Source organism: Micromonospora trifolii, from assembly GCF_022229005.1.
Taxonomy (GTDB): domain Bacteria; phylum Actinomycetota; class Actinomycetes; order Mycobacteriales; family Micromonosporaceae; genus Micromonospora; species Micromonospora trifolii.
In genome coordinates this window covers 45,827-65,553 of sequence record NZ_JAKKFD010000016.1, presented here as the reverse complement: position 1 = coordinate 65,553, position 19,727 = coordinate 45,827, and the positions used below count along the sequence as shown (strand labels likewise).

Sequence of the window (19,727 nt, the reverse complement as noted above, 5' to 3'; positions counted from 1 at the left end):
GGCCCGCCCCACGCGGCTGTACCTGTCCCGGCTCGGTGCTAGCCGGTGACGGTGAACGGTCGGGACACCTTCGTCGCCGACGTGGCGCCGTTCAGAGTGACGCTGGTCGCGCCCGCCTTCGCCGCACCCGGAACGCTGACCGTCGCGCCGGAGATGACGCCGTCACCGTTCGCGCGCACGGTGCTGACCGCCAGTCCGGTCCCGAGGGCGATCGTGACCACCTCGTTCGGTGCGAACCCGGAACCGTCGACCATGATCGACGTGCCGCGCGGGCCCGAGGTGGTCAACAGCGCCACCCGCGGCTGGTAGGTCCGCGCCTCCGGTTCCCCGGTCACCTGGACGGTGGCCGTGGCCGGCGTACGCGAGGACGCGCCCGTCGCGGTGACGGCGTACCGGCCGGGTTGCGCGTCACCGGAGGTCGGCACCGAGGCGCGGACCGTTCCCGTCGCGGAGGCCGCGACCTTCATGGTCCGGCCCGGGTCGGTGCCGACGCTGACGGTCACCTGCTCGCCGGCGGCGAACCCGCTGCCGGCGACGGTGATCGCGCCACCGGTGGTGACGGTGCCGGACGCGGACAGCGCGATCGCCGGCTGCGATGCGCCCCCAGCCACTGTCACGGTGAACGACTCGGTGCTGCTCGACAGCGTGTCCCACGCGGTGACGCGCACCGTGTAGGTGCCCTGCCGTGCGTAGGTGTGCTGGCCGCTCATCGCACCGGACTCGCCGATCGTCACGTCGTTCGGAACCGTGCCGTCACCCCACTGGACGCGGGCGCGGTAGCCCGTCGTACCGGGAACGCCGCCGGTCACCGCGCCGAGGTTCGCCGCGAGGGCCTGCCCGGCGGTGGCCGTCTGGTTCTTCGGCGCCACGGTCGCCAGCGCCGGGGCGGGCGTGCCGTCGTTGGCCACGGCGAACACGTGGATCCGACCCGCCGAGCGAGGGTCACCGGTCTGCGTCGGCAGGGTCACCGACACCAGCGTCTTGCCCGCCGGGATCTGGTACGGAGCGGTGGCGAAGACGAACGGCTGGGCGCCGTCGCGGCTCGTGCCCTGCAACCGGTACGCCGTCCGGGCGACGATGATGTTGCCGTAGGACGGGGTGCCGTTGGCGTTGCCGCCCAGCGTCCAGTCGCTCAACTGGATCGGAATGCTGGCCGTGCTGCCGTCGCTGAACGTCGCCGTGCCGGTGGTGTTCTGGTTGCCCTGCGTTCCGGCGCCGATGAACGAGATGCTCGTGGCGTCCCGCGGAAGGTCGAGGACGACCGTCGCCCCGTTGCCGGTGGCGTTGTCCGGCTGCCCGGCCGGGATCACCGGCAGGGTGAACCGCAGCGCCGTTCCGGGAACCTGCTGCGCCTGGCCCTGGGTGGCACCACCGGCCGCCAGGGCGGCCCGCGAATACGCCCACGACTTGGCGTCACAGTCCGCCGCCAGGACCCCTTCGTCACCGACGCAGACGGTGTCGAACGCGGCGGTGAGACCGGAGGCCGGGGCGTACGCCACCTCGACGCCGACCGTCGCGGAGCTCTGGCTCTCGCCGTCGGTCACCGTGACGTTCGCCTGGTGGTAGCCGGGCGTGGTGTAGGTGTGCGACCCGGCGATGCGGTAGACGGCCCGCGAGCTCAACGTCACGGTGCCCGCGGTGACCGGCGTGCCGTCACCCCAGTCGATGGTGGCCTGGTAGCTGCCGGCGTCGCCGCCGGTGACGGTGGCCAACGGCACCGAGACGGCTACGCCGGAGGTCGCGTGCACGCCGTCCGCGGCGGTGACGGTGATGTCGCCGCCCCCGAGGTCGAGGTCACCTCCGGCGAGCAGCTCGACCTCGGCGAGGTTGGTCTGCGCGGCGCCGACGGTCTTCGTGACGGCGAGGCGGAACTGGGCGAACCGTCCCGGCTTGTCGATCGAGTAGGGGCGGGTCTGGTTGCGCCACGGGAACACCTGGTCGGTGCGGGAGTCCACTGTGGTCCAGGTGAGGCCGTCGTTGGAGCCCTGGAGGCGCCAGTCCGCCGGATCGCCGGCAGCGGCCCCGGACGTGACGGTGTAGTACTTCGGCTTCTGCTTGCCACCGCGGAAGGCCCAGCTGATCTGCGGGGTCGCCGAGGTGAAGGTCAGCTGAGTGGTCGACGAGTCGTCGAACAGCTTCGACGCGTCCTGCCCGCCGGTAGCGGTCGCGGTGCCGAGACCGGGGCCGGTGACGTCCTGCAACGGCTTCGGCGCCTCGTCACCCTTGGTCAACGACGGCGGCGCGTCGTTCCGGCCGCTGCCCCACGACGACGGCTTGGAGCCCATCTGGAAGTCGATGGTGCCGCCCTTGGCGAGCGTCGCCACGTCCACTGACAGGCCGCGCTGCTTCTTTCCGTTGACCTTGACGTCCTGCACGTAGACGTTCGCCGCGCTGTTGTTCGGCGCGTTGACGACGATGTCGCCGGTGGCGCGGCGCACTGTCATCTTCGTGAACTGCGGCGAGCCGATCGCCCACTCGGACGAGCCGGCCTGCAACGGGTAGATGCCCAGCGAGCTGAGGATGTACCACGACGACATCTCGCCGTTGTCCTCGTCGCCCAGGTAGCCCTGGCCGATCTCACTGCCGACGTAGAGACGCCGCAGGATCTCCCGCACCGTCTCCTGGGTCTTGGCCGGCGCGCCGGCGACGTTGTACATGTACGGGATGTGGTGCGACGGCTGGTTGCTCATGCCGAGCTGACCCATCCGCACCGCGCGCGCTTCGAGCATCTCGTGGATGACGCCGCCGTACCCACCGGGGCGGTCGGCGTTCTCCGGGGTGGTGAAGAACGCGTCGAGCTTGTCCCGCAGCGCCTTCTGCCCCCCGTACAGGTTGATCAGACCCTGGCCGTCCTGCTGCGCGGTGAACGCGAAGTTCCACCCGTTGGTCTCGGTGTAGACGCCACCCCAGTCCAGCGGGTCACCGGCGAGGAAGTTGCCGGCGGCGTCGCGGCCCTGGAAGAGCTTCGTCTTCGGGTCGAAGAGGTGGACGTAGTTGCGGGCCCGCTCCAGGAAGTACCGCGACTCCTCCTTGAGCCGGGCGCGCTCCGACTTGGGCGTGGCCGGGTCCTTGGCGAGTGCCGCACCCATGTTGCCGATGCCGAAGTCGTTGATGTAGCCCTCCAGCGCCCAGGACACCGACTCGCCCGTGGACGTCGGCGTGTAGCCGAGGAACAGGGAACTCTCGATGCCCTTGCGCCCGACCGCGCTGCGCCCGGACGCGACGGTCGCGTCCTTGACGGCCGCGTCGTAGGCCGCGAGCGGGTCGGGCAGCTTGACCCCGGTGAGGTACGCCTGGGCCAGCGCCACGTTCGCGCTGGTGCCGGTCATCAGGTCGGCGTAGCCGGGGGACGACCAGCGGGCGATCCAGCCGCCGTCGCGGTAGTGCTGGACGAACCCGTCGGAGATCTTGGCGGCGACGTCCGGGTACAGCAGCGCGTAGGCGGGCCACACGGTGCGGTAGGTGTCCCAGAAGCCGTTGTTGACGTAGATCTGCCCGTCGACGACCTTCGCGCCGGTCCGGGTGGGAGTCGACGCGCCGGTCGGCGCCGAGACCGGGCTCGCGTACTGCCAGCGCGGCGTGGCTGCGGTGCCGGTGTTCTCCGACTGGGAGTTCGGGTAGAGGTTCAGCCGGTACAGGTTCGAGTACATGCTGACCAGCTGCGACTCGGTGGCGCCGCGCACCTCGACCCGGCCGAGCCGGTCCTTCCACGCGGCCGTCGCGGCGGCGTGGATCTGGTCGAAGCTCTTGCCGGTGACCTCCAGATCGAGGTTGCGGCGCGCCTGGTCGACAGAGAGGAACGACGTGGCGAGGCGCATCGTCACCTCCCGCGACCCGGAGAGGTCGAAGGTGGCCGAGGTCGCTGCGGACGCCGTCGGCGCCCGGTCGAAGGCACCGGAGACGAACATCCGGCTACGCCCGGCGGACAGGCCGCTTCCGTTGTCGACCCAACCGGTGAACGTGCCGTCCGCGCCGATGGTGAACGTGCCGTTGTGGAAGACCAGGCTTCCGGTCGCCTGCCCGGTGGGGAAGGTGAACCGCATGATCCCGGCGTGGTCGGTGGGCGACATCTCCGCGACCAGGCCGTTCTGAAGGGTGACCCGGTAGAGGTCCGGCTGCGCCGTCTCGTCGTCGTGGCTGAAGGCGAGCGCGCGACCGGCGGGCTGACCGGTGAGCGGCCCGCCACCGACGACCGGCATGACTGACATCTGGTTGCGGTCACCCATCCACGGGCTGGGCTCGTGGGAGATCGCGAGGCCCTGGAGCATGGGCAGGTTGGCCTCGTTGTTGATCCGGTGGTACTCGTACTCCCACGAGTCGGAGGTCGCGTCGGTCACCGGGGTGAAGAAGTTGAACCCGTTCGGCACGGCGGTGATCGGCAGGTTGTTGCCGCGCGAGAAACCGCCCGTCGAGTTGGTGCCCCGTCGGGTGTCGACGTAGTTGGTCAGCTTCGCGCCGTCGATAGACGCCGGCGCGGCCGTCAGCTCGATGTCGTCGAGCCAACCCTGGAACCGGGTGGCCCCGGTGGCCTGCGGATTGTCGTACGCGAGCAGGATGCGGTCGATCGTCTTGCCGCGCGCGACGGTGCCGAGGTCGGCCTGCACCAGGTTCCACTGGTCGGCGAAGAGCACCTTCGAGGCGCCCTGACCGGCGCCGGTGAGCGGGTAGCCGTGCTGGTCGGCGGGCGAGCGAGCACTCAGGTAACTGCCGTCGGTGAAGTGCAGGTCGACGGCGGCGTAGGTGGACGGGTAGCGGCCGTCCCCACCGGTGAACTCGGGGAAGATCTTGTACGACAGTCTGGTCTTCGGCCCGACCGGGATGGTGACGTCGAAGAGCTTGTTGGTCGCGTACGAGCGGCCGTTGCCCTCGGCGCCACCGGAGTAGCGCAGCGCGGCCAGTCCGGTGAACCCGACGTCCGGCTTCGTGGTGTAACCGCCGTTCGGGCCGGCGGTCGCCACGCTGATCATGGGGGTGGCCGGCGGGCGGACGTCCGAGCCGTCGCTGATGTTCCAGTCGGCGAGCTGCACGAGCGAGTCACCGGAGTTCGCGGTGATGGTGAGCCGGTAGAAGCCGTAGGCGTTCTGGTTGGCGAAGCTGTACGTCTTGGTGGCGAAGCGCCCGCTGAACTTCTCGCCGGCGCGCTTGTCCAGGTCGGTCCAGGTGTTGCCGTCGTTCGACCCCTGGACGACGAAGTCCTTCGGGTCCCGGGTCGGCGCGTCGTCGGCAGCGGTCAGCGAGTAGCGCGCCACCGTCGCCGGCTTGGCGAGCTGGTAGGTCACCCAGCCGGTGGACGCGAACACGAGCCACTTGGTCGACGGATCGTCGTCCCTGAGGTTCGCGGCGATCTCTCGCGGCGGGTTCTCGTCGCTCGCGGTCACGGCGCTGACCTGGCCGAGCAGGCTGCCGGGCAGCGTGGCGATCTTGCCGCTCAGGTTGGCCTGGACCGGCTTTCCGTTCGGGCCGACCTCCACGGTGCTGGTGGCGGGCTGCGGGTCGGCGGACTCGAACGAGGAGGTGAAGTTGCCCGGCGGTGCGGGGGTGGGGGCGGCGTTGGCCAGGGGCGCGGCGACGAGCAGGCCCAGCGGTAGCAGGGCGGCTGTCGTTGCCGCGATCAGACGGGGTGAGAGGGAGCGCGCAAAGGGGGTGTGCGACATGAGGGACGGAGCCTTTCGACTCGAACCGGGTCGAGTACGTCGAACGTCTGGGCAGTGTGGAGCGGGTGGCGGGTCGGAGCCTGACATCGTTGTCATCGGAGATCGTCAGCAACGGGAGCCGGGGCCTGTGGACTGCCGCTGATAGTTCCGGGCGCAGCACTGCCGTGTCAACGGGTCGCGCCGAAACGGCCGCCGCCCCCACCGGGCCCCGCCCGCCGACGCGCCGGGCCTCGACACCGTCCGGGGACGTACGCCGAGGCCCGGCCACGGATCAGCAGTAGAGGTTGGCTCCGGCGGACACCGCGAGGATGCCGACGAACTGCTGGTACCTCGTGACGCGACTCTGCACCTGGGCGGGGTTTCCGCCGTTGCACTCGATCGAGCCGTTGATGCTGCGGATCGTCTGACCGAACCCGGCGCCGTTGACCATCGCATTGTGGGCGGTCATGGTGCCCGGCCCGTTCTGGGTCATCCAGTACCAGATACCGGTCTTCCAGGCCACCGCGGCGTCCGTCTGCACCAGCCACGGGTTGGTCAGCAGCGGCAGGTTGAGGGCGTTGCCAGCGGCGTTGTAGTTGAAGTTCCAACTGAGCTGGATCGGCCCCCGCCCGTAGTAGGCGGCCTGCCCGGCGGGGCAGCCGTACGGCTGGCCGTAGTCGCAGTAGTGCGGGTAGTTCGCGGTGTTCTGCTCGACCACGTGCACGAGCCCGCCGGTCTCGTGGTAGACGTTCGCCAGGAAGGCCGCGGCCTCCTGCCGCTGGACCGTGGCACTGCCGCTGCGGGCGAACGCCGGGTAGGCGCTGAGCGCGGCGACGAGCCCGGAGTACGTGTAGAACGAGTTACGGCCCGGGAACATCTGGTTGAACTGGGCCTCGGTGACCACGAAGCCGCCCGGGTTGGTGGGCGGCGGGGTGGTCGGCGGCTGACCGCCACAGGTGTAGGGCTCCCAGTACCAGGTGCTGACGACGGGGTCGTAGCCCGGATTGTCGTGCTCGGCGATGTAGTAGGAACCGTTGGTGTAACGCACGATCGCCCCGGTGGCGTACCAGGTCCCGGCGGTCCAGTTCGGGTAGCTGCACGTCCCCCCGGTGGGCGGCGTGGTGCCCCCTCCGCACGCGCCGAGGTCCTCCCAGACGCCCGTCGTGCCCGGCGGCGTCTCGTTCTGGGTCCACCACTTCGCCCGGTAGTTGCGGCCGTTGTGGGAGACCTGGGCGTCTCCCCAGTAGACGGCCGATGCCTGCCACGATGCTGAGCAGGCCGCCGCCGACGCGGCGGTGGCCGGGATGACCGCGACCAGCCCACCGGTGACGATCAGTGCCGCCAGCGCGACCAGCGCGCGCAGTCTCGTCATGTGATCACTCCTTCCTCGGACCTCACTGGCCGAAACCCGAGCGGATATCGACCGAAGTGACTGTAACATCTTCTGTTCACAATCTTTACTATTCGGCGCGGCGGGCGCCGCAGGGCGTGACGGCCGACCCGGCGATCGACGGTCGATAATTCCGGCCACTTTCCGGATCACGCCGTGGGCAGGCCCACCGATCGCCGTGATGGAGACGGCATCGGAGCTGCCCTCCGACCGAGGCACGCCTGGACCCACCCCCCGAACGGCCTGCTGAGTTGTTACGAGGATGTTCCGGAACTTGTTGACGCGTCGGAAATCTCGCTGCAATACTCCGATCCATTGAGGTCAATGCAATCGGCTTCGTTGCGTTTCCGCTCCACCTACCCACTCATCCACACCTGTCCGGACTGCGCTGCCCGCACACGAGGGCACGTCCGGGCCTGCGCGAAGGGGCACCAGATGAGCAGGCTCTTCCCCCGCACGGCCCTGTGGTCCAGGCGGTTGCGCGCGGCGCTCGCCGTCCTCGCCACCGCCGTCGCCATGTGCGGCGTCGTCCTCGCGGCCACCTCCACCCCGTCGAGCGCCGCCACCTGCAACGGCTACGTCGGGCTCACCTTCGACGACGGTCCGACCGGCAGCACCAGCGCGTTGCTGAACGTGCTGCGCAGCAACGGCGTACGGGCCACCATGTTCAACGTCGGGCAGAACGTCCAGAACAACCGCTCGGCAGCGCAGGCACAGGTGGCCGCCGGCATGTGGGTGGCCAACCACAGCTGGAACCACGCCCACATGACCTCGATGAGCCAGGCCCAGATGCAGTCGGACCTGTCCCAGACCAGCTCGGCGATCCAGTCGGCCACCGGCAGCCGGCCGGTGCTGTTCCGGCCGCCCTACGGCGAGACCAACTCCACGTTGCAGTCCGTCGCGTCGTCACTGGGCATGCGCCAGGTGATCTGGGACGTGGACTCCCAGGACTGGAACGGCGCCAGCGTCAGCCAGATCGTGGCCAACGCCAGCCGACTCCAAGCCGGTCAGGTCATCCTGATGCACGACGGGATCCAGAACACCCGCGACGCCATCGGACAGATCATGGCCAACCTGACCAGCCGCAACCTGTGCCCCGGCATGATCTCGTCGTCCACCGGCCGTGCTGTCGCGCCCGACGGCACCACTCCCCCGCCCACCACCACTCCGCCGCCCTCCGGCGGCACCTGCACCGCGACCGCCACGACCCCCAACGTCTGGGGCGACCGGTACAACACGTCGGTGACGGTCAGCGGCGCCAGCACGTGGACGGTGGTCGTGGCCATCACCGCACCGCAGCGGGTCACCACCATCTGGAACGGCACCGCCACCTGGGACAGCAGCGGAACAGTCATGACCATGCGGTCCAACGGCAGTGGCAACACCTTCGGCTTCACCACCATGACCAACGGCAACAGCAGCGCCCGCCCACAGATCCGCTCCTGCACCTCGGGGTGACATCGCCCAGGTGAAGACGTGCGCGGTGGGTGCGCCCGGCACCCACCGCGCACCTGCCTGCCCGCCGCACGTGGCCACTAGCCTGCAATGATGCGACACACCCTCACGCCCGGGGACGACAGCCTGCACGGCCACTTCTCCCCCGACTTCCCGCCGGTGCTCACCATCGACCCCGGCGACACCGTCACCTACCGCACCCTGGACTGCTGGTGGTCCGCCGGCCCGTACCCCGGCGGGCCAAACCGGGACCGACCCCGGGTCGCGCAGCACCGGCCCGACTACGGACACGCGTTGATCGGACCGGTCGCGGTCCGCGGTGCGCGCGCTGGCCAGACCCTCGCGGTACGCATCGACGCGGTCGTCCCGGGCAGCTGGGGAACCACTGTGGCCGGCGGCTGGCCGAGCGGCTTCAATCAGCGTTACGGCGTGCAGGATCAACCAGTGGTGCACGCCTGGGCGCTGGACCCTGTGACGATGACCGGCCGCAACCAGCACGGCCACACTGTCGCGCTGCGGCCCTTCATGGGGGTGCTCGGCATGCCACCCGCGGAGCCCGGGCTCCACTCGACGATCCCACCGCGCCCCTGGGGCGGCAATCTGGACTGTCGGGACCTCACCGCCGGCAGCACCCTCCTGCTGCCGATCCCGGTGGACGACGCGCTGTTCTCCGTCGGGGACGGGCACGCCGCGCAGGGTGACGGCGAGGTCGGCGGCACCGCGATCGAGTGTCCGATGAACGAGGTGACGTTGACCATCGACGTGCGCGACGACTTCCCGGTCACCGGCCCGGTGGCCCGTACCCCCGACGCGTGGCTGACCCTGGGCGTCGGCGCCTCCCTCGACGACGCCACGTTCACCGCCCTGGAGTCGATGCTGACACTGATGCAGCGGCTGCACGGCCTCAGCCGCGCGGACGCGGTGGCGCTGGCCAGCATCGCTGTCGACGTGCGGGTGACGCAGATCGTCAACCAGAGCGTCGGCGCGCACGCGGTGCTCCGCGACGACGCGCTGCGTTGGCCGGACGCCGATTCTGTCGGGGGGCGGCGTTAACGTGTGGTCACTGTCGCCGCGCCGGCCGGATCGCGCCGCCCGCTGACCCCTCGGAGGCCCCCCATGTCCCAGGAGACGACCTACCTCGAACTGTCCGAAGTGGACGGTGCGCACAAGTTCTACGAGGTCATCGTCGACAACGCCACGCTGACGGTGCGCTACGGCCGCATCGGCGACCAGGGGCAGGTCAAGGCAAGCGCCTATCCGGACAACGCCCGGGCCCGGGCCGCTGCGGCGAAGAAGATCGGGGAGAAGGTCCGCAAGGGCTACGCGCCGGCGGTCCCCGGTGTCCGCCAGAAGCGCACAGTGTCGCGGCGGCAGATCGTCAGCACCCGCTCCACCGCCCACACCGCCCCGGTGCTCTGGCGCTACGACTCCGGCGCCCCCGCCTTCGGCATCTTCGTCGACGGGCGGCACTGCATGGTCGGCAACGAGCACGGAGTCATCACCACGCTCGACCACGACGCCCGGGTGCGCAGCCAGGTCCGCCTTCCCGACGGGGTGAAGTGCATCGTCGCCGACGACGCCTGGATCTACGCCGGCTGCGACGACGGCAACGTCTACGACCTGTCCGGCAAGGTGCCCCGCGTGGCGTACGCGATCGCCCCGGAGATCGACATCTACTGGCTGGACATCCACGACGGCGTCCTCGGCGTCTCCGACGCGGACGGCGGGATCACCGCCGTCGACCACGAGGACGAGTTCCTGTGGCGTCGCCCCGGGCGGGGGCGTTCGGCCTGGATGGTGCGGTGCGACGACGACGCCATCTACCACGGCCACTCGCAGGGCGTGACCGGCTACGAGTGGCGCACCGGCAGCGAGCTGTGGCACACGAGGACCGGTTCGGTGCTCTTCGGCTGGCAGGAGCACGGCAGCGTGTTCGCCGGCACCAGCACCCGTGAGGTGGTGCGGCTGTCCAAGGCCGGTCGCCCCGAACGCACCTACCTGTGCGACGCCCCGGTCTTCTCCTGCGCCACCGCCGAGGGCGGCGAGTACGTCTTCGCCGGTGACAGCCAGTCCTCGATCTACTGCTTCGACGCGGCGGGCACCCGGCTGTGGAAGCTCGGCACCGGCTGCGGCTCGGCGTACTCGATGCAGTACCACGACGACCGGCTCTACGTCGTCACCACCGGCGGCCATCTGGCCTGCATCGACGCGAGCGAGCCGGCGATCCGCGCGGCGCAGGCCGGCAACGTGCCTGAGGTACGCGACATCAAGGCCCCCCGCCAGGCGCCCCAGCCGGTGCAACCGACGATCGTCGAGGTGACCAGCGACTCGGGCGCGGGCGTGGTCGTGCAGTGCATGGACGATCGGGGGCGGTTGCGGGTTCAGGTGCTCTCCGACGGTTACCGACGCGACTGGTCGGTGCAGTTCCCCAAGGGGATTCGCGAGCCGGGCGCCCGCTACCTGGTGACCGAGGTGCGCGAGTCCAGCCGCGGTGGCTACTACCGCGCGTTCGGCGACATCCGCCGGCTGCGCTGAGCCGCGGGCGCACCGCCTCGTCAGCGAGGGGTCACCGGGCGCGCCCGCCCGTGTCGTAGGGTGCCGCCATGGCGCACCCCGTCCGGGCCAACGGCGACGCCAACAGGGCCTGGTGGGCCGCCCCGCCGACGGGGCGAGTGAGTCACCTGCCGGGCATCGACCCGGAGCTGCTGCGGGTGGCACTCGACCCGTTGCCGCCGGCAGCGCCCGCGATCGTGCACTACCGGCCCACTGTGACGCGTCCTCTCGGTGACCTCGTGGACAGGGCGCTCGACCAACTGGACACCGCAGCCCTCGCGATGTTCCCCCGCTGGCTGACGGGGGCCGACCGTTTCGACAGCGAGGGCACGCTCGGCGTGGCGGCGGTGCGGGCCCTCGCGGCCCGTACCGCCGCCCGCTCCCGGCACTTCGGCCCGTTCCTGGCCGACCTCGCCGAGCGAGGGTTGCGCGGCCCGGGCCGCCCCGGCGGCCGGTCCCGCTTCGCCCCGGGGGTACGCGCCGCGGGGCTCGCCCGGGTGATCGCCGACGCGTACGACCGGGACAGTTGCGTCCTCGTCGTGGCCCTGCCCGACCTGGACGTCGACGCCGAGCGGACGCTGGTGGCCGCCGCCGAGTGGCTCGTGCGGCACGGCGGCTTCACCGTGTGGTTGGCCGGCGGGCCGCTGCGTCACGCCGACCGGGTGCGCTCGGTGCCCCTGTCGGTGCCGGCGCGGTTCGCCGGGCTGGCCAGCACGACCGGACGGCTTCCGACCATCGCCGCCGAGCCGGGCTCGACGGTGCTGGCCTGGCCGCCGATCGCTGGCGTGCCACGCGGTGACAGCGCAGCCGAGCAGGCACTGGAACGCGCGCTCGCGCCGCAGGACTGGGCGCGGGGCCGGCTGTGGAACCAGACCTACGAGTGGCACGTCCTGGCCGAGGCGTACCGACTGGATCTGTTTTGGCCCACCGAGGGTCTTGCGGTCGAGGTGGACGGCCCGGAGCATCGTGGGCGAATCGCTTTCGCCAACGACCGACGGAGAGACGTGCAGTTGCAACTCCTCGGGCTGGACGTGCTCCGCTTCACCAACGAGCAGGTGCTCACCGACGTGCCGGCGGTGGTCGACGGGATCCGTCGGCTGCTGGCCCGGCGACGCGCGGGCGGCACGCACAACCACGGAGATGAGACATCATGACGAGCCCGGCGGACGTCCCGCACCTGACGCCGAACCAGATCAACGCCCTCGTGGTGCTGATGGTCGAGGCACGCCGACTCACCAACGTCGAGCTGAAAGAGCTGGCCGGTTTCACGCTGACCGGCAGGGACAACGCGAAGCTCGTCGACCTGGGCCTGGTGGACACCGATCGGACGCACCGGCCGTTCGCCCACGAGCTGACCGAGGAGGGCTGGCGGGTGGCACGTCAGCTGCACACCTCCGCGCCGCCGAAGCAGGGCGGCTCCACGACCCGGTCGCTGTTCGTCGTCCTGTCCAACCTGCACCGTTCACTGGACCGGCTCCGGGTCAGCCACGGCGACTTCTTCAAGCAGACCGAGACAACTGCCCCGGCGGCCGGCGAGCCGCGACACGAAGCGGCGGCACCCAGGGCGACGACGGCGGCAGCGGCGGCACCGGTGTCCGCGGTGGAGGTGGAGGCGCTGGTCCGTTCCGCGTACCGGGATCTGGCCACCGCGCCGGGCGCCTGGGTCGGCCTCGCCGACGTCCGCGACCGGCTCGCCGACACCGACCGGGCCGCCCTCGACGCGGCGTTGCGGGCGATGGTCGGCCGGGAGGACGTCCGCATCATCCCGGTGGCGAACAGCAAGTCACTGACCGCACGGGACCGGGCCGCTGCCGTCCGCATCGGGAACGAGGACAACCACGCCCTGGCGATCGGCCCGGCATGATCTCCGACGACCAGCGGGCCGCACTGGAAGCGGTGAACCTCAACCCGGCGGTCACTCCGGACGACGTCTGGCGACCCAGCCCGCACAACGTGCCGGAGCTGCACGAGAAGGTGGCCGCGGAGATCCTGCGCGGGGTTGCGCGGGCCCGCACCGACGACACCAGCATGCCGCTCGGCGTGGCGATGCAGGGCCGCGCGGGCGCCGGCAAGACGCACCTGCTCGGGGCGGTGCGCGAACGGATTCAGCGCGACGGCGGCTACTTCTTCCTGGTCGACATGGTCAGCGGCAAGACGTTCTGGGAGAGCGTGGCCCTGGCCCTGGTGGAGGGGATGGGCCGCCCCCACGTCGGCTGGGGCACCCAGTTGAAGACCTTCCTGCGTCGACTCACCCCCCACCTCGGCCTGCCGGTGGAGGTCCGCGACGCGGTCGCCGGCGCCCGACCGGTGACCCGTGCGCAGCTCGACACCTTCATCTGGGCGCTGCGCGAGCGCGATCGGGAGGTCGGGCGGGACGCCCAGGACACCGCTCGGGCGCTCGTCCTGCACGGCGCCATCGACTTCGAGGCACAGGACGTCGGTTACGCACACCTCATCTCCGAACCTGGCGACCCGGCCGCGCGGGCGGCATGGGGGTTGAGCACAGCGATCCGCACCCCACAGCAGGTCGTGCAGGACATCTCCCGGCTGATGGCCCTGACCCTGGACCCCACCGTCATCGCCGTGGACCAGCTCGACACGCTGTTCGCCCAGACCAGCACCTCACTGCTCAACCAGCATCAGGGGCTGGAGGACGGCCAGGCCAAGGTGCTCGGCCCGATCGCCGACGGCCTGCTCAAGCTCCGCGACATCACCCGCCGCACCCTGGTCGTGGTCTCGTGCCTGCCGGACACCTGGGTGCTGATGACCCGGGCCGCACCCACCCCGGTCGCCGACCGCTTCCGTACGGCGACCCTGCCGGACCGGATCCCCACCCCGGAGATCGGGCAGGCGATCGTGGCGAAGCGCCTATCCGCCGCGTTCGCGGGTATGTACTTCGGGCCACCGCACCCCACCTGGCCGATCGCCCCCGCCGCCTTCGCCGACGCGCCCACCCTGACGCCACGCGCCCTGCTCCGCCGGGTGGACCGCCACATCGCCTGGTGCCGTGACCGCGACGAGGTGGTCGAACTGGATCGGCTCATCGACGGCGCCGACACGACGCCGACGGTCAGCACCGCCCGTGGCGCCTCCGCCGATCTGATGACTGACGAGCGCCGCCTGCACGAGTTGGACGAACGCTTCGCCGAACTGGTCGAGGCCGCGGACGTGTCGGCCGCCGTCGACCCGGCGGGCGAGGACGCGCACATGCCGCCGCTGCTCGCCGCCGGCCTGGCCGCCTGGATCGCGGAGCAGGCGCCGACCGGCGCCACTTACAAGTACGATCCGCCGCCCGGACGCAAGCCCGCGCTGCACGGACGGCTCATCGAGGTGCTCGACGAGGCCACCGAGAACGAGGCGCACTGGTGCTTCCGGGCCATCGCGCACCCCAACGCCGTCGCCGTCACCGCCCGGGTCAAGGCCGCCTGCACCCTCGCCGGGTTGGACCGGGACCTGCCGCAGCGGCGGCTGATCCTGCTGCGCAACGGTCCGTGGCCGACCGGGAAGCGTACGACCGAGGTGTTGACCGGCTTCGACGCGGCCGGCGGCCTGCGGTGCGCCGTGCCGGAGGCGGACCTGCGGGTCTTCGCGGCGCTGCGGGTGATGGCGGCCGAGCCGTCCACGGCCTTGCAGGAGTGGCTGGTGGCCCGCCGTCCGGCCAGCGGCACCGAACTGTTCCGCGCGGTCCTGCCCGGGCCCGACGGGACGCGCGGCGGCGCCCCGCCGCCGCCCGACGACGACGAGCCACCATCGGGTGGCACCGCAACCGACCCGACGAACGTGCCGGAAGCCGACGTCCCCGCTGGCGCGTCGACCGGCGCGACGGCCGGGCCCGTACCCGCTGACCCGGCCGACCTCCCGGTCGGCACCGGCGGTCGGGCCGTCGGGCTGGGGCGGACCGTCGACGGCGGTCAACCGTTCACGGTGCCCCTGGAGTCGTTGCGCCGCCACGCCGTCGTGTTCGCCGGGTCCGGCTCGGGCAAGACCGTGCTGATCCGCCGGCTGGTCGAGGAGTGCGCCCGCGAGGGGGTCTCCGCGATCGTGCTCGACCCCAACAACGACCTCGCCCGGCTCGGCGACGCGTGGCCCGACCCACCGGGCGGCTGGGGCCCCGGCGACGCCGAACGAGCCGCCGACTACCTCGCGCACACCGAGGTGGTGGTGTGGACGCCCCGGGTCACCGCCGGTCGGCCGCTGAGCTTCCAGCCGCTGCCCGACTTCACCTCCCTGCGGGACTGGCCCGACGAGTTCGACCAGGCCGTCCGCTCCGCCGTGGAGGCGCTCGCACCCCGGGCCGGTGTCGACCGGTCGAGCCGACTCGCCCAGCAGGGCAAGGCCGTCCTCACCGAGGCCCTCCAGGCGTACGCCCGCAGCGGAATGGTGGGCCTGCCCGGCTTCACCGAGTTCCTCACCGACCTGCCCGAGGGGGTCAGTCGGCTGGCCCGCGCCGGGAAGCTCGCCGAGGAGTTGGCCGAGGCGCTCAAGGCGGCGATGGTCACTGATCCGCTCTTCGGCGGGGTCGGCGCACCGGCCGACCCGGGGCTGCTGCTGACACCGTCGGCGGGGCGGCGGGCCCGGGTGTCGGTGATCAGTTTCGTCGGCCTCACCTCGGATCAGGAGCGGCAGAGCTTCGTCAATCAGCTGCAGATGGCGCTCTTCGCGTGGATCAAGCGGCACCCCGCCGGTGACCGACCGCTGGGCGGACTGTTCGTGATGGACGAGGCGCAGACGCTCGCGCCCTCGACCGGCACCACTGCCTGCACCGCCAGCACGATCGCGCTGGCCTCGCAGGCCCGCAAGTACGGGCTCGGGCTGGTCTTCGCCACGCAGGCGCCCAAGGGTCTGCACAACCAGATCTCCGGCAACGCGACGACGCAGTTCTTCGGGCTGCTCAACGCGCCGGCGCAGATCGACGCGGCCCGGCAGCTCGCCGAGGCCAAGGGCGGCCGACTGCCGGACATCGGCCTGCTCAACAGCGGTGAGTTCTACGCGGCCGGGGAGGGATTCTCGTTCGTCAAGGTCCGCACCCCGCTGTGCCTGACGCACCACCCGAAGGCGCCGCTGACCCCCGAGGAGGTCGTCGCCCGCGCCCGCCCGGCTGGGTAGCCTGGGGCCATGATCTTCATTACCGCCAAGTTCCGGGTCCTGGCCGGGCACGCCGACCGGTGGCCGCAGATCGCCGCCGAGTTCACCGAGGCGACCCGGGCGGAGCCGGGCTGCCTGTGGTTCGACTGGTCCCGCAGCCTGGACGATCCCACCGAGTACGTGCTGGTCGATGCGTTCCGCGACGACCAGGCCGGCGCGGCCCACGTCCAGTCCGCGCATTTCCGCGCGGCCCAGGAGACCCTGCCGCCGCACCTGGCCGAGACGCCGCGGATCGTGAACGCCACGGTGCCGCAGGAGGACTGGTCACTGCTCGGCGAGATGGCCGTTCCCGAGGGTCGCTGACCGCCATCGGCCCGGGGTCAGCGCCCGTCGTCAGCGCAGCCGGCGGGCGGTGAACCGGGCCGGCGGGTCGGCGATCACGTCCTGCGCCGCGATCAGCTGGATCTCCCGGGTGCCCGCCGCGAGAGTGGCCTCGAGCACGGCGTAGACGGAGGCGATGGTGCGTTCCAGCGCGGTCGCGGGTGAGCCGGTCGTCCACAGGTGCGCGAGGTACAACGCCGCTGTGACGTCGCCCCCACCGTTCGGGTTGATCGGCAGCAGCGGCGTGGTCACCGCCCAGGCGCCCTCGTCCGAGACCGCCACCACCTCCAGCGAGTCCGGAGGCAGGTCGCCGTGGAGCACGCTGGTCACCAGGACGTGACGTGGCCCGGTCGCGCGCACCACGTCGACCGCGTCGAGCACCTCGGCCAGCGAGTTCGTGGTCCGACCGGCGAGGAAGTCCAGCTCGAAGTGGTTCGGCGTGATGATGTCCGCGCGGGGCACGACGGTGTCCCGCAGGTACTCCGGAATTCCCGGCCGGACGAACATGCCCCGGCCGGCGTCGCCCATCACGGGGTCGCAGCAGTACACAGCCGCCGGGTTTGTCGCCTTCACCGTCGCCACCGCGTCCAGGATCACCGCGCCCATGGCCGGGTCGCCCTGATAGCCGGAGAGCACGGCGTCGGCGCTGCCGAGGACCCCACGGTCCTCGATGCCCGCGATCACCTCCGCCACGTCCGCCGCCGGGAGCATCGGACCCCGCCACGCGCCGTACCCGGTGTGGTTGGAGAAGTGCACAGTCAGGACCGGCCAGACCTCGTGCCCGAGGCGTTGCAGCGGAAAGGCCGCCGCCGAGTTGCCGACGTGACCGTAGGCGACCGACGACTGGATGGACAGGATCTTCACCGGCCCATCATCGCCGCTGCGGCCGGCGGCGCACCGACGGCCCGCCGTATCTGTCGGGTGGCCCACTCGCGCGGTGTCGGGTGGCACTCTCGCCGTCCTCCCGGCGGGACGCACGAACGGGCGACCCGGACCGTGTCGTCCGGGCCGCCCGAGCGGTCGTACGGGTCAGCCGCCGAGGCTCGCCGCGGCCGAGGCGATCGACGAGGCGAAGTAGCTCACCTGGGTGTAGACACCCGGGTAGTTGGGCCGGGCGCAACCGTTGCCCCAGCTGACGATGCCGACCTGGATCCAGGCGTTGGAGGCGTCGCGGCGGAACATGGGGCCGCCCGAGTCACCCTGGCAGGTGTCCGTGCCGCCGCTGGCGTAGCCGGCGCAGATCTCCTGGGCGGGGATGAGGTCCCCGCCGTAGTTGGCGTTGCAGGTGGAGTCGCTGACGAACGGCACCGTCGCCTTGAGCAGGTACCGCTGCTGGCCGCCGCCCTCGCGCGCGGCACCCCAGCCGGCGACGGTGAAGGTGCCGCTGTCGTACGCGGTGGTGCTGGCGATCGGCAGCGTGCTCAGCCCGGTGACGGGGCTGGCCAGCCGGATCAGCGCCCAGTCGCGGCCGGCGCCGTTGTAGCCGGGGGCACGGTAGACGTAGTTGGACCGGACGGTGATCCGGCTGGACGACTGGAGGTCGACAGTCCCGAGCGTCGCGGTGATGCTGGTGTTGGTGCCGGTCGCGCCCACGCAGTGCGCCGCGGTGAGCACCAGCCGGGCGCTGTACAGCGCCCCGCCGCAGCCCATCGAGAGACGGACCATGAACGGGAACTCGCCCTGAGCGGCGCGGGTGCCGCCGACGACGTTCGGCGTCACGGGGCTGTCGGCCGCGGCGGCCGGCGCGGTGAGGGTGAGGCTGGCCGCGGTCACCGCGGCCAACGCGGTGGCCAGCAGGCCAGTGAGGGTACGCCAGCGAACCATGCATTCCTCCGCATCAGGATGGCACGCCTCGTGAGCGCACCGCAGTCGAGATAGCGGTCATCATATTGAGGTCTATGGATCTAGCGGGTCATCCTCTTCGGGTCGTACCACCGGAGTTATGGATCTCGCACGACCTGCGGCGACCGGCGGTCAGGCGTCCGGGGTGCCGGTACTCCCCCGGCGGAGAAGCCGGAACGGTGTCTGCACGGTCAGCGGCCCCGCGACCTCCGCGCCCTCGATGCGGGCGACGAGACGGCGTACCGCGAGACGGCCGATCACCCTCTTGTCCGGGGCGATGGTGGTGAGGGTCGGGGCGGTGAACCGCCCCTCCTCGATGTCGTCGATCCCCACCACCGCGACGTCCTCGGGCACCCGGTGACCGGCCTCGGCCAGCGCCCGCAGCGCGCCGATGGCGACCAGGTCGTTGTAACCGAACACCGCGTCCGGCGGGTCACCGAGGGCGAGCAGGTCACGCATGGCCCGCATGCCGTCGAGCCGGCCGAAGGCGTCGGTGCGGGCGACCAACAGTGGTCGGTACGGCAGGCCGGCGGCGGCGAGGGCCTCCCGGTAACCCCGGACCCGCAGGTGGGCCGACTGCCGGTCACCGCCGGGGGTGGCGCCGATGAACGCTATCCGCCGGCGGCCGATCGCCACGAGATGCCGGATCGCCGCGTGGCTGGCGGCTACGTTGTCGATGGCGATGTGGTCGTGCGGCACGTCGTAGACGCCCTCGCCGATCAGCACGAGCGGGCTTCCGGCCGTCCGGGCCAGCACCTCCTCCCGGCCGACGCGCACCGGGCTGAGGATCAGGCCGTCGATGATGCGCTGTCGCGAGCCGTCGAGGAGCGCCAGCTCGGCCTCCCGGTCCGCTGCGGTGTTCTCCATGACGAGCGTGTAGCCGAGCGCGGCGGCCTCGGAGATGGCGATCTCGGCGAGCTCGGCGAAGTAGGGGTTGGTCAGTTCCGGGATGGCCAGGGCGATCAGGCCGGTACGGCCACGGCGGAGATGCCGGGCGCCGAGGTTGGGGCTGTAGCCGAGTTCGTCGATCGCCTGCTGCACCCGTTGTCGGGTCCGCTCACCCACCGGCCGGTATCCGTTCACCACGTTCGAGACAGTGGCCAGCGAGACACCGGCGCGCTGAGCGATGTCCTTCAGGTTGACGCCCATCCCCCGACCTTTCGCGAATTCGACCGGCGGGCCGACCGGACATTGATGAACAAGCATTGACGGGAGGGCCAGCGCGGCTCTATAACGTTATACAGGTGATGATGGATGTCAATATGCCGGTCACCGTTGGCGCGTGGAGATCCCACCGACATCCGTCGCTGACGCCCGTCCCCCGTCAATGACCACCCGACGCCCACCACCCACGCGCTTCGGGCCTGGCTGCACCGCCCGCGGCGACT

The 19,727-nt window shown here is 71.4% G+C and carries 12 protein-coding genes; 7 read left to right on the top strand and 5 right to left on the bottom strand.

The annotated features are described in order from the left end of the window. Positions 1–38: 38 nt before the first annotated feature. Both NIE79_RS10955 and NIE79_RS10950 read right to left on the bottom strand, forming a co-directional pair. Positions 39–5,654: a GH92 family glycosyl hydrolase gene (locus tag NIE79_RS10955; RefSeq protein ID WP_238678447.1), complete on the bottom strand. Its 5,616-nt coding sequence runs from the start codon at positions 5,652–5,654 to the stop codon at positions 39–41. 271 nt (positions 5,655–5,925) lie between these two features. Continuing rightward, on the bottom strand, positions 5,926–7,005 hold the full coding sequence (locus NIE79_RS10950) for a glycoside hydrolase family 19 protein (RefSeq protein WP_238678446.1): 1,080 nt from the start codon (positions 7,003–7,005) through the stop codon (positions 5,926–5,928). A gap of 453 nt (positions 7,006–7,458) precedes the next feature. On the opposite strand from NIE79_RS10950, the gene NIE79_RS10945 reads away from it, so the two are divergent. The 7 genes from NIE79_RS10945 (at position 7,459) to NIE79_RS10915 (ending at position 16,479) form a co-directional block, all read left to right on the top strand. Next, positions 7,459–8,481 carry a polysaccharide deacetylase family protein gene (locus tag NIE79_RS10945; protein WP_238678445.1) on the top strand — a complete coding sequence of 341 codons (1,023 nt, stop codon included), beginning with the start codon at positions 7,459–7,461 and terminating at the stop codon, positions 8,479–8,481. A 90-nt stretch (positions 8,482–8,571) separates the two neighbouring features. Further along, positions 8,572–9,531 carry an acetamidase/formamidase family protein gene (locus NIE79_RS10940; RefSeq protein WP_238678444.1) on the top strand — a complete coding sequence of 320 codons (960 nt, stop codon included), beginning with the start codon at positions 8,572–8,574 and terminating at the stop codon, positions 9,529–9,531. A gap of 63 nt (positions 9,532–9,594) precedes the next feature. Next, positions 9,595–11,013, top strand: a complete 1,419-nt coding sequence (locus NIE79_RS10935) for a WGR domain-containing protein (RefSeq protein ID WP_238678443.1) — start codon at positions 9,595–9,597, stop codon at positions 11,011–11,013. A gap of 68 nt (positions 11,014–11,081) precedes the next feature. Beyond that, positions 11,082–12,185, top strand: coding sequence for an endonuclease domain-containing protein (locus tag NIE79_RS10930; RefSeq protein WP_238678442.1), 1,104 nt, complete (start codon positions 11,082–11,084; stop codon positions 12,183–12,185). After that, a complete protein-coding gene (locus tag NIE79_RS10925; RefSeq protein ID WP_238678441.1) occupies positions 12,182–12,895 on the top strand; it encodes a hypothetical protein in 714 nt (237 codons plus the stop codon). The genes NIE79_RS10930 and NIE79_RS10925 overlap by 4 nt, the downstream gene beginning before the upstream one ends. Next, on the top strand, positions 12,892–16,137 hold the full coding sequence (locus NIE79_RS10920) for an ATP-binding protein (protein WP_238678440.1): 3,246 nt from the start codon (positions 12,892–12,894) through the stop codon (positions 16,135–16,137). The genes NIE79_RS10925 and NIE79_RS10920 overlap by 4 nt, the downstream gene beginning before the upstream one ends. Positions 16,138–16,146: 9 nt before the next feature. Then, entirely contained in the window at positions 16,147–16,479 is a 333-nt protein-coding gene (locus NIE79_RS10915; RefSeq protein ID WP_238678439.1) for a putative quinol monooxygenase, read from the top strand. 30 nt (positions 16,480–16,509) lie between these two features. Here the strand turns inward: NIE79_RS10915 and pdxY are convergent, their stop codons facing one another. The 3 genes from pdxY to NIE79_RS10900 form a co-directional block, all read right to left on the bottom strand. Then, the gene (gene pdxY, locus NIE79_RS10910; RefSeq protein WP_112602567.1) at positions 16,510–17,361 is read right to left on the bottom strand and encodes a pyridoxal kinase PdxY; all 852 of its coding nucleotides are present in this window, start codon (positions 17,359–17,361) and stop codon (positions 16,510–16,512) included. Positions 17,362–17,526: 165 nt separating this feature from the next. Continuing rightward, positions 17,527–18,321 carry a S1 family peptidase gene (locus tag NIE79_RS10905; RefSeq protein ID WP_238678438.1) on the bottom strand — a complete coding sequence of 265 codons (795 nt, stop codon included), beginning with the start codon at positions 18,319–18,321 and terminating at the stop codon, positions 17,527–17,529. 150 nt (positions 18,322–18,471) lie between these two features. Beyond that, positions 18,472–19,488 carry a LacI family DNA-binding transcriptional regulator gene (locus NIE79_RS10900; protein WP_238678437.1) on the bottom strand — a complete coding sequence of 339 codons (1,017 nt, stop codon included), beginning with the start codon at positions 19,486–19,488 and terminating at the stop codon, positions 18,472–18,474. Positions 19,489–19,727 lie beyond the last annotated feature (239 nt).

Excerpts from the sequence above, each read along its gene's own strand:
- NIE79_RS10955 (WP_238678447.1), bottom strand. The coding sequence starts at position 5,654 with ATGTCGCACACCCCCTTTGCGCGCTCCCTCTCACCCCGTCTGATCGCG.
- NIE79_RS10950 (WP_238678446.1), bottom strand. The coding sequence starts at position 7,005 with ATGACGAGACTGCGCGCGCTGGTCGCGCTGGCGGCACTGATCGTCACC.
- NIE79_RS10945 (WP_238678445.1), top strand. The coding sequence starts at position 7,459 with ATGAGCAGGCTCTTCCCCCGCACGGCCCTGTGGTCCAGGCGGTTGCGC.
- NIE79_RS10940 (WP_238678444.1), top strand. The coding sequence starts at position 8,572 with ATGCGACACACCCTCACGCCCGGGGACGACAGCCTGCACGGCCACTTC.
- NIE79_RS10935 (WP_238678443.1), top strand. The coding sequence starts at position 9,595 with ATGTCCCAGGAGACGACCTACCTCGAACTGTCCGAAGTGGACGGTGCG.
- NIE79_RS10930 (WP_238678442.1), top strand. The coding sequence starts at position 11,082 with ATGGCGCACCCCGTCCGGGCCAACGGCGACGCCAACAGGGCCTGGTGG.
- NIE79_RS10925 (WP_238678441.1), top strand. The coding sequence starts at position 12,182 with ATGACGAGCCCGGCGGACGTCCCGCACCTGACGCCGAACCAGATCAAC.
- NIE79_RS10920 (WP_238678440.1), top strand. The coding sequence starts at position 12,892 with ATGATCTCCGACGACCAGCGGGCCGCACTGGAAGCGGTGAACCTCAAC.
- NIE79_RS10915 (WP_238678439.1), top strand. The coding sequence starts at position 16,147 with ATGATCTTCATTACCGCCAAGTTCCGGGTCCTGGCCGGGCACGCCGAC.
- NIE79_RS10905 (WP_238678438.1), bottom strand. The coding sequence starts at position 18,321 with ATGGTTCGCTGGCGTACCCTCACTGGCCTGCTGGCCACCGCGTTGGCC.
- NIE79_RS10900 (WP_238678437.1), bottom strand. The coding sequence starts at position 19,488 with ATGGGCGTCAACCTGAAGGACATCGCTCAGCGCGCCGGTGTCTCGCTG.